Origin of the sequence: [Clostridium] aminophilum (genome assembly GCF_900101295.1) — a bacterium.
Classification (GTDB): domain Bacteria; phylum Bacillota; class Clostridia; order Lachnospirales; family Lachnospiraceae; genus Clostridium_R; species Clostridium_R aminophilum_A.
This window is the reverse complement of the sequence record NZ_FOIL01000060.1, coordinates 1-14,535: the sequence shown is the minus strand read 5'-3', so window position 1 is coordinate 14,535 and position 14,535 is coordinate 1. Positions and strand designations below refer to the sequence as shown.

The 14,535-nt window shown below is 53.8% G+C and carries 9 protein-coding genes and 1 pseudogene; 4 read left to right on the top strand and 6 right to left on the bottom strand.

Features of this window, described 5'->3' with window-relative positions:
- From BMW41_RS15445 to BMW41_RS12260, 4 genes and pseudogenes are all read right to left on the bottom strand, one after another.
- Window positions 1–198, bottom strand: a pseudogene (locus BMW41_RS15445) (IS5/IS1182 family transposase); the annotation flags it as partial.
- A 139-nt stretch (window positions 199–337) separates the two neighbouring features.
- The gene (locus BMW41_RS12270) at window positions 338–1,708 is read right to left on the bottom strand and encodes an NCS2 family permease (protein ID WP_074650343.1); all 1,371 of its coding nucleotides are present in this window, start codon (window positions 1,706–1,708) and stop codon (window positions 338–340) included.
- A gap of 137 nt (window positions 1,709–1,845) precedes the next feature.
- A complete protein-coding gene (locus BMW41_RS12265; protein WP_083378975.1) occupies window positions 1,846–2,673 on the bottom strand; it encodes an aldo/keto reductase in 828 nt (275 codons plus the stop codon).
- An 86-nt stretch (window positions 2,674–2,759) separates the two neighbouring features.
- Window positions 2,760–3,995: a deoxyguanosinetriphosphate triphosphohydrolase family protein gene (locus BMW41_RS12260; RefSeq protein WP_074650340.1), complete on the bottom strand. Its 1,236-nt coding sequence runs from the start codon at window positions 3,993–3,995 to the stop codon at window positions 2,760–2,762.
- Window positions 3,996–4,263: 268 nt separating this feature from the next.
- On the opposite strand from BMW41_RS12260, the gene BMW41_RS12255 reads away from it, so the two are divergent.
- A complete protein-coding gene (locus BMW41_RS12255; protein ID WP_074650338.1) occupies window positions 4,264–5,952 on the top strand; it encodes a VanW family protein in 1,689 nt (562 codons plus the stop codon).
- On the opposite strand, the gene BMW41_RS12250 is transcribed toward BMW41_RS12255, so the two are convergent.
- Window positions 5,943–6,902: a LysR family transcriptional regulator gene (locus tag BMW41_RS12250; protein ID WP_074650337.1), complete on the bottom strand. Its 960-nt coding sequence runs from the start codon at window positions 6,900–6,902 to the stop codon at window positions 5,943–5,945. The genes BMW41_RS12255 and BMW41_RS12250 overlap by 10 nt on opposite strands.
- Before the next feature lie 246 nt (window positions 6,903–7,148).
- On the opposite strand from BMW41_RS12250, the gene glsA reads away from it, so the two are divergent.
- Window positions 7,149–8,114 (top strand): glutaminase A, encoded by a 966-nt coding sequence (gene glsA / locus BMW41_RS12245; protein ID WP_074650335.1) that lies wholly within the window; start codon window positions 7,149–7,151, stop codon window positions 8,112–8,114.
- A gap of 269 nt (window positions 8,115–8,383) precedes the next feature.
- Window positions 8,384–8,653, top strand: a complete 270-nt coding sequence (locus BMW41_RS12240) for a DUF1858 domain-containing protein (protein WP_083378971.1) — start codon at window positions 8,384–8,386, stop codon at window positions 8,651–8,653.
- Window positions 8,654–8,839: 186 nt separating this feature from the next.
- Here BMW41_RS12240 and BMW41_RS12235 read toward each other — a convergent pair whose 3' ends face one another.
- Complete coding sequence (locus tag BMW41_RS12235; protein ID WP_074650333.1) at window positions 8,840–12,571, bottom strand: DEAD/DEAH box helicase; 3,732 nt, start codon at window positions 12,569–12,571, stop codon at window positions 8,840–8,842.
- Between the two features lie 395 nt (window positions 12,572–12,966).
- On the opposite strand from BMW41_RS12235, the gene BMW41_RS12230 reads away from it, so the two are divergent.
- A complete protein-coding gene (locus tag BMW41_RS12230) occupies window positions 12,967–14,352 on the top strand; it encodes a uracil-xanthine permease family protein (RefSeq protein WP_074650345.1) in 1,386 nt (461 codons plus the stop codon).
- Window positions 14,353–14,535: the final 183 nt, after the last annotated feature.

The following is a 14,535-nucleotide window of genomic DNA, read 5'->3' as shown; positions in this document are numbered from 1 at the left end:
TCTCGGTGACGCCTGATTTTTCCGGATTCTATCATAAGTAGTGTATAGATCCGAAAGATCCATTCCCTCCACGAATGCGCTCAGAAGGCGAACCGAATCATTTGCCGGTATCATGTGTTCTAGTTCAAGCGGAAGCTTGATTTGATAATATACAGTGATTTTGCTATAATCACCCTGTAAAATGTTGGTTAGTCGCATAACTATATTTTACACCATCAGCCGGGCTCTTTGGAGCCCGGCTGAATTCTTTTTACAGGAAAAGGGCCGACGCACTAACTTGAGTTAGTGCGCCAGCCCCCACGGATTTCTCTGCCCGCCGCCCATCCGACGTCGGTGATCAGATAAAAATATACTTCGCGATAAAGAACACACTCAGAATGCACATCAGCGGCGTCACGCGGTCACGGCGTCCCGAAAGCACATTCAGAACCGTACTGCTGATGATTCCGTATGCGATGCCGTCGGAAATCGAATACATAAACGCCATCGCAAAAATGCAGATAAAACACGGCATCGCTTCCAGCGTGTCGTTCCACTGAATGCGGGTTACCTGCTGCATCATGAAAAAGCCCACCAGAACCAGCGCCGGTGCCGTCGCAAAGGGCGGAATCGCAAGGAATACCGGCGAGAAAAACAGCGCACACAGGAACAGAATGCCCGCCGTCACCGAAGTCAGTCCCGTGCGTCCGCCTTCCGCGATGCCGGAAGAAGACTCGACAAAGGTACTGATCGTTGAGGTTCCGGCACAGGCTCCCAGCAGAGTTCCGATGGCATCGGCGAAGAGAGCTCCCTTAATGCCGCGGAGCTTTCCGTCTTTATCCAGCATATTCGCCTTGGAAGCACATCCGATCAGTGTTCCGAGGGTGTCAAACATATCCACGAACAGGAATGCAAAAATAACCACCACAAAATCCAGCGTCCGGCCGTCCGTAAGAGCGCTGAAATCCATCTTCATAAACGTCGGTTCCAGAGATGCCGGAGCGGAAATAATGCCGGTCGGAATCAGACTCTGATACCCCGCCGCCGGATCCGGCCGGTAGATTCCGAGAAGCTGGCATACTATGCCGAGTCCCCAGGTAATCAGGATGCCGACCAGAATATTGCCCTTCACCTGCTTGATCACCAGAAAGGCCATCACCAGAATACCGATCAGGGCAAGAAGTACGGTGATTCCCTCCGTATGGAAATTGCCGGAGGCGATGGACTGGTGGAACGAATACCCGGTCACCAGCGTCGATGCCGCCACCGAAATATGGGCGTTCTGCAGACCGATAAAGCAGATAAACAGGCCGATGCCGACCGATACCGCCTGTTTCAGGTTGGACGGGATGGCATTAAAGATCGCCTCGCGGATATTACATATCGACATGACAATGAAGATGATGCCTTCGGTAAATACCGCCGCCAGCGCCATTTCCCAGGAATATCCCATTCCCTTCACCACCGTATAGGCAAAATACGCGTTTAAGCCCATCGCCGATGAGAGAACAAACGGCAGGTTCGCCGCAAATCCCATAAAAAAGGAAGCAACCGCGGAAATCAATGCCGTCGCCGTGAAAACCGCTCCCGAATTCATACCGGTCTCCCCGAGAACCATCGGATTGACCGCAAGAATGTACGCCATCGTCATAAATGTCGTAATTCCCGCGAGCAGTTCCGTGCGGACATCCGTTCCGCACCTGCTCAGTTTAAAGATACGTTCTAACATGGAAAAATCCCCCTCGAGTAAGATAGAGACTCAGTTTAACGCATTTTCACGGAAATGTCCAACGGTATGAAAACGGGGGTTCGGTGTTCTTTGCCGTCTCGCGCAAGGCACGGATACCCGTGCTTTCTCCGCGCGAATCAGGCCTCCGGAAATGTTCTCGGATCCTTTCCAGCTCTCGCGCCGGCTTCCAGCTCATCAATCGCGATAATATCCGCCACATCCAGTTCAAAATGATACACATCAAAGTTTTCGCGGATCCGGTCCCCGTGAACAGACTTCGGAATCGGAATCACGCTGTGTTCCAGATGCCAGCGGAGCACGATCTGCGCCGGTGTTCTGCCGTACTTTTCCGCCAGACGGCGGACGGTGTCACTGTTCAGATCCACAGCCCGGTTGATCGGCGAATAGGCGATGGGCTGCATCTTTCTGGCCCGGCACCGGAAGATCAGCTCCCTCTGTCCGTAGCTCGGGTGGCACTCCATCTCATGGATCACCGGGTACTCGCCGAATTCCTCTTTGATCTCTTCCATCTGCTCCGGAAGAAAATTCGACACGCCAAGTGAACGGATCTTGCCCGCACTGCGGAGATCCATCATCTTCTCATAGGTCTTCAGCCGGGCCGGCTTATCCTGTCCCGGCCAGTGGATCAGATACGCATCCAGATAGTCGGTTCCGAGATCCCTTCTGGTCTGATCAAAAGTCTCCTCCGTCTGTCCGAAGGAAGACGGCCAGATCTTGGACAGAATATAGAGATCCTCCCGGCGCACTCCCGATTCTGCCAGTCCCTTTCCGACTTCCTTCTCGTTGCGGTAGCGCTCCGCCGAGTCAAAATACCGGTATCCGGTTTCCGCTGCTGTGCGGACCGCCTGCACCATCTCATCTCCGTATCCGTCATAGCATCCGAAGCCGATGGTCGGAATGCTGTGTCCGTCCGCTAAATCCATTCTCGCATTGATCTGTGACATATTCTCTGTCCTTTCTTTCCCTGTCTGTCTCTGTGCTGTTCCGTGAATCGTGTTCTTCCGTTTTCAATGATTTTCCCTGCTATACCTTAATATTTCAGCAATTCCTCAAACGCGGCAATCGCATACCGGTCCGTCATTCCCGAGATGAAATCGATGATCGCCTGAACATACAGTTCCGAACTGTCAAGGTTTCCGTAGATTTTCTCGTTTCGATACCGGAACACTTCCCGCGAGAATTCCTCCGGTACCTGATCCGGATTCACATAGTTCGAGATAAATTTTCCAAAATTCCGGAAGAGTTCCGGGCAGTATTTCGCCTCTTTTTCCAGTTTCATCCAGGTTGCCTTTCCGTCGAACTGCTCATAGAGGGCATCGAAAATTTCATGAATCACCATCGCCGAGTATTTGGAATAGGTACGGAACCGTTTGTGGCGGTAAATGTATTCGTAATTGAATTTCTTCAGTTCCGTCATCTGCCCGAAGAACCGCTCGCTGAGGCAGATCCCCCGCTCGGGCGTACTGCTCTCACAGATATCGATAATCATGTTGTGCATGATAACCGTTGTATTCAGAACCTGCTCATTGTCGATCCGCGCCATGTCCCGCAGCCGCTCTTCCGCCTCCCCGTTCAGAAAGCCGAGCCGCTTGGCGTCCTCGATGTCGCGGCCGATGTAAGCCACCTTATCCGCAATCTTCACGAGGCACCCTTCCCAGGTTGCCGGCTGGAACTGTCCCGGCGCCGTGAAGTCCCGTTCCAGATCGATCAGCTCCTTCCGCGGAAAAATGCCGTTCTCATCGACCTCCCCGCAGTGGGAAATGATGCCGTCCCGCACCGCATAGGTGAGATCCAGATTTTTCATGTCATTGTAGCTGTTTGCCAGAAGATCGATTTTATCGACAAATCGGAGACCGTTCCGCTCATGCCAGAATCCCGTCCCCAGGTATTTCTGACTCAGCTCATTCAGAATCCGTTCTCCCTGGTGTCCAAACGGGGCATGTCCGACGTCATGGCCGGTCGCGATCGCCTTCGTCAGCTCTGTATTCAGGCCGAGAAAATTCGCAATCGTCCCGCTGACAGACTCGACATGGGCCACATGTTCCATCCGCGTACACACATGGTCGTTGTCAATGTTGTAGAAAACCTGTGTCTTGTGTTTCAGCCGCCGGTAGGCAAGGGAGTGCAGCAGCCTCGTGTAATCCCGCGCAAATTCCGATCGAATCTCATCTTCTCTGCGGTAGAGTCCCGTCTCTCTGCGGGTCAGCGCTTCCCATCGCGCACAGCCCGGCACGGCTGCCGCATCGGCAAATGCATTCTTGGACATGTCTCCTCCTTCATTTTGTTCAAACCGGGATCCGCATTTTTCAAAGCGGTCCTCCTTCATGATCCGATTATACCACGAACCCCGCGGGCCAAGTGAGTACCATAATCTTCATACTCCTGACATTTCCTTTAATAATGAAAAAAATACCATGTATTTCAGCCAATCTTTGTTATAATGAATATCCGGGTCTCTCCGCTGCGCTGTCAGCATGCAGTGGGCCCGATTCTATTTTCTTTATTGTTCAATATACCAGGGGAGAAACACAAACATGAACAGCACATTCCGTTATCATCTGCTTTCCGCATCCTTTTTCATCTTCGCGGCGGCGTCCGCGTCCGTGATCACCGGCTGCGGCAAATCGGATTTTCTGACCAAGGCATCCGCCCCGGCATCTTCCACGGATTCCATCGCCATCGTTCCGGAAGATACCATCGGAAGCGACCTCTACCTTGATTATTCTGCCATCGCCGGAAACGAAAAGACCGACGCCTCCAGAATTGCCCTGAAAGGTCTCACCCGCGCCGAAGTCGAGGAAAGACTGCGCGGTTCCTACCGTTGGGACATGCATCTGATCGATAACTCCTATGTGGATGATGCGGATGAAGAGCAGGACGGGGAGGGATCCGGGAGCAAACCGGCGGAAACGGTTGTAAAACCGGCGGGATCTTCCTCCGGAAGTGCATCCTATAAAGCGGTCTCCGATCAGGGCCGAAGCTATGCCGTGGAGGATCTGATCGGAAAATCCATTCAGAAACAGCTCGACGACCTTTTCGAAAAAGAAGGCGGAAAGACCGGCACCGACCACGAGGGAGACTATGTCCTGTCTCTCCCGGATTTCCGGAGCGAGGCTGCGGACGTTCTTGCTGACGTGACGGATAAATGGAATAAAAAAGCGACTCCGGGCGTTCTGACCGGATATGACAAGGCCACCGGTCACTTTCAGTTCGGACCGGCGGTAAGAGGTTATAAGCTCGACACGCAGGCAACCCTGAACGCCATTGTGGCGGCATGCGAAGCCCGCGACTACACGGCAAACGTCGAAGCGATCGGAACAGCCGAGGATGCAGCCGGCTCCATGGAAGATCAGTACCGCATCATCGGTTCGTTTACGACCCATACGACCGCAAACAATACCAGAAATACCAACGTCCGGCTCGCATCCGAGGCGATCAACGGTCTGATCCTGCAGCCGGGAGAGGAATTCTCTTTCAACGATGTCGTCGGCCAGCGCACCACCGCCAAGGGTTACGGTCCGGCCGGTGCCTACTCCAACGGCGAGGTCGTACAGGAAGTCGGCGGAGGTGTCTGCCAGGTTTCCACGACGCTCTACAACGCGGTATTCTACGCCGGTCTCGAGTCAACTCTCCGTTCATCCCATACCTTTGAACCGAGTTATGTCACTCCGGGCCGTGATGCCACCGTATCCTGGGGCGGCCCGAACTATAAATTTAAAAATACATCCGAGTATCCGATCTGTGTTCTGGAACATTATGAAAACCGGACCGTAACCGCCGAAATCTACGGCGTGCCGGTTCTGGAAGACGGCGTGACACTGGAACTGGAATGCCAGAAAACCGGTGCCAACGCTGCGGGAAGCACATGGACGGTATATAAGATCACCAAGAAGAACGGCAACACCATCGAGAGAGTTCAGGATCATGTGAGCCGTTATAAAGCACACACGAAAGCCAATGACGCCGCGGCTGCGGCTGCAGCAGCTTCCAAGGCTGCCGCAGAGGCGGCTGCCGCCTCCCAGGCTGCGGAAGCTGCTGCCGAGGCATCCCGTGCAGCCGAAACTGCCGCACCGACAACCCCGGCCGCTGCCGGACCTGCCGGACCTGCAGGCCCGGCAGGCCCAGCAGCCGAAGCAACGGATGCTGCACCGGCGCCGACAGCGCCTGCTGCCGAAACCCAGGCACCTGCCGTACCGGCTCCGGCCGGTCCGGGTCAGGGCTGATTTCTCTGATTCTCCTGTTCCTGGAGACTCGCATAACGCCGGCATACGAGATCGACAAATTCCTGCTCGATCTCGAGCCGGTGTTCATTTTTCTTCCGGATAATTCCGAATTTCAGATGCTCCACACAGTCGAGCAACGGCACGGAGATCACCTTATACATGGAATCCTGCCCGTTGAACTCGGAAATTCCGATCGTGTAAAAATTCGTCGCGGAAATCAGACGCATCTGCCCCTGCCGGTCCGTGACATAGACAATCTTCTGTGAATCATTCAGATCCACCGGTCCCTTCATCGTCTCGATGTGATAGATAAAATCCTCATACTGGCCGATATAACGCACAAATCCATAATCTTTCAGCTGTTCGATGTGAAGTCCCTTTCTGCCGTTCTCCTGCAGCAGTTCATGCGACGAGGACAGACATACATACGGCCGAAATGCCGCAAGCGGGATAAATTCCAGTCCGCGGCTCTCGATGTTTTTCTGCGTGATATCCGCATTCTGCGACAGGAAATGAATCACGCCGACGCTGGACCGCCCGACCGTCACATCTTCAATGACATTCAGCGAAGAATCCTCGTACAGTTTGAAGGTCATGCCCGGAACATCCTGATACCGCCGGCAGATCTCATTAAAGCACTCGGATGTGTGCGAAAACCGGGTCATGCTGACCGACAGCCGCGTCATCTCGGTGCGGGATCCCCGGATATAACTGTTCAGATTATCCATTTCTTTCAATATGATCTCGCAGTGATGGAGATAGATCTCTCCCTCGTGCGTGAGTCTGGTTCCCTGCGTTGTTCTGCGCAGAAGCGTCATTCCCGCTTCCTCTTCCAGCGAGCGGATAATGTGGCTCAGCTGCGGCTGTGAAATGAACATTGCTTTAGCCGCCTGATTGATCGAGCCATACTTGGCAACCGCCACAAAATACCGGATATTGTTTGCATCCATTTCGATTCCCCCATTTCAATCTCTCTTCGGATGACTTATCTGTACTTTTGTACATTTCTTCCCGAATATCATACATGATTTGACCTTGTTTTTGTGAGAATATTGACATCTTTGTTATTTGCGATACGGATAACCGTTATCTGTCGGAAATATTATACAGATCCCCAGCGGGATGATATTCTTGATCTGACAGATATGGCAGAAGCGCACCCACCTAATTTCTTCTGTCCCAGGGAGGTTGATCGTATGGACGAAACGTTAGATATTCAGGCAGTTCTGGAAGCCGCAATCGCGGAAGGACGTCAGGTTCTCTATGAAGGAAATGTTGCGGATTACATTCCGGAACTCGCCAAAGCCGCACCGGGAAGCCTCGGCGGCTGCCTCATCAAGCCGGATGGCACCGTATATGCGGCCGGCGATTATGATATCCCATTTACCATGCAGAGCATCTCGAAGACATTTTCTCTGATCCTCGCACTCCAGACCGCCGGATTCAACCGGGTCTTCAGCAAAGTCGGCATGGAGCCCACCGGAGACCGTTTTGACAGCATTCTTCAGTTGGAATTAAAAGACTGGCACCCGTTCAATCCGATGATCAACGCCGGCGCCATCGTGGTCTCCAGCTGCATTCGCGCAAAAGATCCCTTCGACGAGTTTCTGAAGCTTGTCCGCAAGCTCTGCGCCAATGATTCCATTTCGATGAACGAGCGCGTCTATTACTCCGAAAAACAATCCGGAACACGAAACCGCGCCATCGCCTATATCCTGATGAATGACCACATTCTTGACGGCGAATGGGAGGATGTGGAGGACATTCTGGATCTGTACTTCCGGATGTGCTCCGTCATGGTCACGGCAAAAGATCTCGCGCACTACGCCATGGTTCTGGCAAATGACGGCATCGATCCGACGACCGGCGAACAGATCGTTACCCCCGATATTGTCCGCGTCGTCAAGACACTGATGCTCCTGTGCGGTATGTATGACGAGTCCGGCGAGTACGCGGTGAAAGTCGGTCTCCCGTCCAAGTCCGGCGTCGGCGGCGGAATCTGCGCAGTCGCGCCGAACGGCATGGGAATCGGTGTATTCGGGCCGAAACTCAACAAGAAGGGCAACAGTGTAGGCGGCGAAAAAGTCATTCAGTACCTCTCCTCACACCTCGGCCTCCACATGCTCTCCGACGGAAAGCCCTACAAGAGCATCGCTTTTTAAAGCACCGCAGATCCTTTGACTTCACCGATCTTTTCTCGGCAGTCCGCTTCGCAGTTCTTCTCTGCACAGCGGACTGTTTTAGTTTCATAGGAAATTTCTCCGAAATTCCCTATGAAACTAAAACGCTCCGCGAGGATGCGCGCGGTAACACCGGTTACTGTCCCGTTCATTGACATGGTATAGTATACTAATTAAATGGGTGGGTACGGACCCGGTGTCCGCCTCCGCCGAAACAGAACACTTTACTCTGAATCCTGGAGGTCAATGATATGAGTTTATCCGATATTTTTAAATCCAAAGAAGAAAAAGCCGCTGCAGACGCAAAAAAACCGATCAAGGGCACGGATATCGTCGGTGATATCCTGAAGGCGCACGAGGGGGCCGCCGCGCTTCTCATGCAGTGCGGCATGGGCTGCATCAGCTGTCCGTCTTCTCTCACCGAGTCGCTGAACGATGCATGCATGGTTCACGGCATGAATGCCGACGAAGTGGTAGATTATCTGAACGGCGAGCTCGAGCTTGAGGCAGAAAACGCGTAAACCGCCGATGGTTTTGGCCGATAGGCCGCGAACGCCTAAACAGCCAATGGCTTTGGCGGATTGGCCGCAAAAACATAAACAGCAGAATTGCCGGTTCCTCTTGAGTCGGCAGTTCTGCTGTTTTCTTTTTTATTTCTGTTTATCCGCTCTGGCTGCTTTCGGAACCTCCGTTTTGGAACACTTCCGCTACTCCTGCAGAAGCTCCAGCAGATCTTCCCTCGTGAGCGATGCCGAACCGGCACCTTCCGCCCCGAGAATGTCTTCCGCAAGCTTTTTCTTTGCCTCCTGCATCTCGAGGATTTTCTCCTCAACCGTTCCCTTCACGATCATCTTATACACGGTGACCTTTCGTTTCTGGCCGATCCGGTGTGCTCGTCCCGTCGCCTGGTCCTCGCGCGCAAGATTCCACCACGGATCATAGTGAATCACGACATCCGCGCCGGTCAGATTCAGGCCGGTTCCGCCTGCGCCAAGCGAGATCAGAAAGACCGGAACATCCCCCGCATTAAACCGGTTGACCAAACGAAGCCGTTCCTCCGACGGGGTTCGCCCGTCCAGCCGGTAATAGGCGATCTTTTCTTCCCGGAGACTTTCTTCCAACAGCTCCATCATCGAAGTGAACTGCGAGAATACCAGAATGCGGTGTTCTCCGTCGATCGCGCTCCGGATCAGGTCCATACACGCCTCGCGCTTTACGGAGCCGCCGCGGTAATTCTCCAGATACATCCCCGGATCGCAGCAGATTTCCCGGAGACGGAGCAGTTCCGCCAGAATCTGCATACGGTTCCGGTTGAATTCCTCCTTGCTGTCGGAAGTGCGCAGAATCCAGCGCATATGGGCCGTCTGCGCGTCGTACAGTTTCTTCTGTTCCCCGCTCATCACCGAATAGCGGACTTCTTCCAGTTTTTCCGGAAGATCCGTCAGCACATCTTTCTTGAAACGGCGGAGGATGAACGGAGAAACCATGCGGCTCAGGTGCTCGCTGACCGCGTTGTCCTCTTCCTTAACCACCGGAAGTTCGATCTGACGGCGGAAATCCTCATACCGGAACAGAAACCCCGGCATCAGATAGTCAAAGATACTCCAGAGTTCACTCAGCCGGTTTTCGATCGGTGTTCCGGTCAACGCAAACCGGCTCCGGCTGTGAATCAGCTTGACCGCCTTGGCGGCTGCCGTCGTGTGATTTTTGATATACTGCGCCTCATCGATGACCTCGTATTCAAACTCGATCCCCTCATATTCCGCGGCGTCGCGCTTTAAGAGATCATAGGACGTGACCAGAACGTCATAGTCTTCCGCGGATCGGATTTTCTCCGCGCGCTCGGCCTGATTGCCCGTAATCAGCCGGACCCGCAGCTTCGGAGCAAACTTCTCCAGCTCCTCACCCCAGTTGTATACAAGGGAAGCCGGCGTTACGATGAGCGCGGTCACCGGCGCGGGATTCCCGGAAGAGCCGGACATGTTTTCTTCGCGTTTCGCCTCGATCAGCGCGATGGTCTGAAGCGTTTTTCCGAGTCCCATCTCATCGGCCAGAATCCCGCCGAACCCGTACTGTGCAAGGGTCCGCATCCAGCGGTATCCGGTCTTCTGATATTTCCGGAGAACGCCCTTCATCGCCTGCGGCACTTCGAAATCCGCATCGCTGATGGTCTTGAATTCCTTTACCAGCGTCTTAAACCGGCGGTCTCGGTCGGCATACAGGCCTTCGACATTTTCCAGCATTCGGTCCAGATAGAGCGTGCGGTAAGCCGGAATATTCATCTTGCCGTCCACAAACTCCCGCGGCGACAGGTGAAGGGATTCCATCATCTTCTCCAGTTCCGCAATATTTTCCTGATCCAGATTCACGAAATCCCCGCTCTTTAAGCGGTAAAATTTCTTTTTCCGGTCATAGTGTGCGAGAACCTCGATCAGCTCGTCGGAGCTGAGTTCATCTCCCTGGACATGCATGGTCAGCAGGTTGCTCTGAAGGGAAACCCCGACGGTAAATGTCGTCTTCCGGCGGATCGCCAGCCGCCGGAATTCCTCCGTCGATGACACCTCTCCTGCCGCAATGAGCCGCTCCACCCCCTCCTCCAGAAGAAGATAGACAAATTCCTCTTTCTTTCCGGTGGAATACTGTGCGCCATCCTCCGTCATCTCCGGAAAATACTGCCGAAGGAGCCCGATGATGATCTGTTCCCGATCGGGATCGCGGATCGAATCCGGATCCCATGCGGAAACGGCATCCGCTTCGCAGGGGATTCCTTCGAGGGGATACTCTTTTTCCCCGTAGCGGACCCTCGCCGTGCAGACCGCGCTTTTCCCGTCGGCGTCCAGATAAAAGGCAAAGAACGCCTTCGGCGGAACGCAGCGCTCCGCGGTCTCCCGGTCCGGAAACTGTACCTCCGCATGTTTTTCCAGCCACGGAAGCGTGTCATACATAAAAGAAGAAAGATTCTTTCTCCCGATCCGGAAATGAATCACACCGCCGTCCGCGATCCGAAGAAGCGGCTCCATTTCCCGTATCTCTTCTCCGGCGATCCGGTTCAGATGATCCTCGTCGAAATAGTAGGCGTGCTCCAGTCCGCGGTAAATCTGCGGCAGCGCGCCCTCCACACGGAGCCCGTGAAACACCCCGTTTCCGCCGACATTTCCGGTGATATCGATCCGGACCGTCAGCCCGGCGTCCCGCAGACGGAGCATTCGTTTCCTTCCCTGGGAAATCCGCATCTCCACGCTCTTTCCGTTCATGATCTCAAAAAACCGGTCGAACCGCTCGCCATAAAGGGGGATCGTCTCTCCCAGATCCGGCGAGATGTTTCCGGAAACGCCCAGTCTTCTCGCTTCCCGGAGTTCATCCGCCGCACTGCGGATCAGTTTCCACAGCGGCCCGGACTCTGGCGCCAGCCGGTCCTCTCCCAAAATCAGTGTCGTCTTTGTTCCGAACGGAAACGCGATTCCCTGCTCCATGGCCGAGGCAAACTCGGAGAGATTTTTGATCTTATAATTCTTGCGCTCGCCGATACCGAAGCCGAGAAGAGGGGCCTCCCCCGCCGGCTCGCCGCGGAAAAACGGCTCCAGAACCAGCGGTTTTTGCCGGGTTCCGCCGGTCAGTTCCAGATGCAGATCGGACTCCTCCGGCTCCGTTCTCAGGTTCTCGATCCCGCGGAGAAAAAGTTCCCCGGTTTCGTCTGTGGCATCCCCCGGGTTGTGCTCCCGGATATACTCCCCCAGAAGATAGAGAAGAGCCGCCTCATGTTCACAGATCCGGTCACTGTTCGAAAGCGCGAAATAAGATTCCGGACAGCTCCAGTTTCCGCATGTCATGCGCGTGATCTCATTCTGAGAGAACACAACCTCCACCTGAGCCGCCTGATGCTCGCGCACGATCTCACCGACCGCCCATGCGCTGACTTCCCCCTTGGTCAATACCGTCTGATCGTGGGATCCCAAAATCTGAAAACTCTTCCAACGAACCGCACCGCTTTTGGCCAGTGCTTTTCCCTGATTCCAGACTGCCTGCCGAAGACGGAGCTTCCGGATCATTGCCGGATAATCAAAGAAATAGTACCGGTCCGAAAACATTTCCTCTATCCCGGTCAGCTCGCTTTCCAGAATCCGGGAGTTCTTCCAGATCGTGCTGCCGTCGGATGCGCCTGTCTCCGTCTCTTCCTGAACCATACCCGCGTCGATGGCATAGAGAAGTGCTGCCATATGCTTGCAGAAATGCCCTTTGTGCGCATACGGACAGCTGCAGCCGACCCGTTCCAGATTACCGTTGTCGAGAAAATGTGCGCTCACCGAATAGCGGCGGCTTCCCTGAACGGTGCCCTTATACTCCGAGCCGGACTGCCATACCGTTCCGACCCGTCCGTCCCGAAGATAGCGCTTTCCCCGGGCGAGAATGTCGTCGTCAAAGAGATATTCCCACTTCACTGCCGTACCTCCCTGCTTGTGATCACGTCAAAGATATTCGCAATCCGCTTCACAGATTACTCATAGAATAAAGTCTTACCCTTCAGTATACTATGATGAAATCCATCTTTCAAAAAAAGTTTGTCAAAATAGTTATTTTATTATCGATCGTTCTTGACGGAAGGAAGAAGAGTCGCTAATATATATAGGAAATTTGCAGACAGTGTACCGGTCTCCGGTGGCTGTCTGCATAATAATGTACAGAGAAAGCCTGTATTTCCGCCGTTTTCGGAGATTCGGCCGTCTGTATCGCACATTCACAGGGGGAAAGTTTGAAAGAAAACTTTCAAACAATTGGACGATCAGATATGAGCGCAGATACAACCGGCTCATGCCTGATCCAGAAGGAGAAAAATATGAGTAATCCAAAAGTTAAGATCGGTGATGATGCCATCTTTGACGCATCCGTTCTCGGAAAACCGCGGGTACTGATCCTTGGAATCCAGCACATGTTTGCCATGTTCGGTTCCACCGTTCTGGTTCCGCTGCTGACCGGCCTCAGCGTTTCCACCACACTTCTTTTTGCCGGTCTCGGAACTTTGCTGTTCCATCTGATTTCCAAAAACAAGGTTCCGGCTTTCCTCGGATCTTCATTCGCTTTTCTTGCCGGCTATATGGCCATCGCTCCGAACAAGGAGCCGGAACTTCTTCCTTATGCATGCTTCGGCGTTGCGGTTTCCGGTCTCGCCTATCTCATTCTTGCAGTTTTTTTCAAAACCTTCGGTGCCAATAAGGTAATGCAGTTTTTCCCGCCGGTTGTCACCGGCCCGATCATCATTGCCATCGGACTGAATCTTTCCAAATCCGCCATTGACAGCTGTTCCACAAACTGGCCCATCGCTCTGGTTGCGATTCTGATCGTAATCTGCTGCAACATCTGGGGCCGCGGAATGGTAAAAATCATCCCGATCCTTCTGGGTGTCATCGGTTCCTACATCGTCGCGGCGCTGGCCGGTGTCATTGATTTTTCGCCGGTTGCCGACGCACCGTGGATCGGCCTCCCGGTAAACTACGGCCGCACCGTATTCGCCATCTTCACCAGGGGAAATGCGGATACCGCACTGCTGATCACTTCCATCTTCACCATTGTCCCGATTTCCTTCGCAACCATGATGGAGCACATCGGAGATATCTCCGCGATCTCCTCCACCGTAGGAATCAATTTCATCCGTGACCCGGGACTGCACAGAACCCTGATCGGAGACGGTGTCGCAACCGCGCTGGCATCTCTCTTCGGCGCTCCGGCCAATACCACCTATGGTGAGAACACCGGTGTTCTCACCCTGACCAAGGTTTACGACCCGATGGTAATCCGTCTGGCAGCATGTATCGCCATCCTGCTTTCCTTCTGCCCGAAGTTCGCGGCAGTCATCGAGATCATGCCGAGCTCCATCGTCGGCGGCATCTCCCTGGTTCTCTACGGAATGATCTCCGCAGTCGGAATCCGAAATGTTGTCGAGACCAAAGTTGATTTCTCTCAGACCCGAAATGTCATCATCGCAGCGATGATCATGGTTCTCTCCATCGGAATCAACTTCTCTTCCGCCGGCGCTCTCAGCTTCCCGACCGGTGAGATCACACTCACCTTCTCCGGTCTCGCAACCGGTTCTCTCATCGGTATCCTTCTGAACGCAATCCTTCCGGGTAAGGATTACCGCTTCGAGAACAATGAGCCGAACAAAACCGGCGTTGATCTGGAAATGGCGCAGGGCAAGTCCCTCAGCAAAAAAGGAAAGAAATAATCCAGCACAACAGAATCATCGGGAATCCGGTAAAGTTTCCTGATTGAACAAAGTCCGCAAGCGGACTTCGGCTCCCCCATCCCTTCAATCTTGATGGGAGCCCCGCGGACTTTGCGCGCCGCCGCTGGTCACCGTTAGGTGACAGCTTCCTTACAGCGGCGTGCGCATCCTCGCGGAGCGTTT

Bases quoted from the DNA above. Each gene is read 5' to 3' on its own strand.
- BMW41_RS12270 (WP_074650343.1), bottom strand. From the start codon at position 1,708: ATGTTAGAACGTATCTTTAAACTGAGCAGGTGCGGAACGGATGTCCGC.
- BMW41_RS12265 (WP_083378975.1), bottom strand. From the start codon at position 2,673: ATGTCACAGATCAATGCGAGAATGGATTTAGCGGACGGACACAGCATT.
- BMW41_RS12260 (WP_074650340.1), bottom strand. From the start codon at position 3,995: ATGTCCAAGAATGCATTTGCCGATGCGGCAGCCGTGCCGGGCTGTGCG.
- BMW41_RS12255 (WP_074650338.1), top strand. From the start codon at position 4,264: ATGAACAGCACATTCCGTTATCATCTGCTTTCCGCATCCTTTTTCATC.
- BMW41_RS12250 (WP_074650337.1), bottom strand. From the start codon at position 6,902: ATGGATGCAAACAATATCCGGTATTTTGTGGCGGTTGCCAAGTATGGC.
- glsA (WP_074650335.1), top strand. From the start codon at position 7,149: ATGGACGAAACGTTAGATATTCAGGCAGTTCTGGAAGCCGCAATCGCG.
- BMW41_RS12240 (WP_083378971.1), top strand. From the start codon at position 8,384: ATGAGTTTATCCGATATTTTTAAATCCAAAGAAGAAAAAGCCGCTGCA.
- BMW41_RS12230 (WP_074650345.1), top strand. From the start codon at position 12,967: ATGAGTAATCCAAAAGTTAAGATCGGTGATGATGCCATCTTTGACGCA.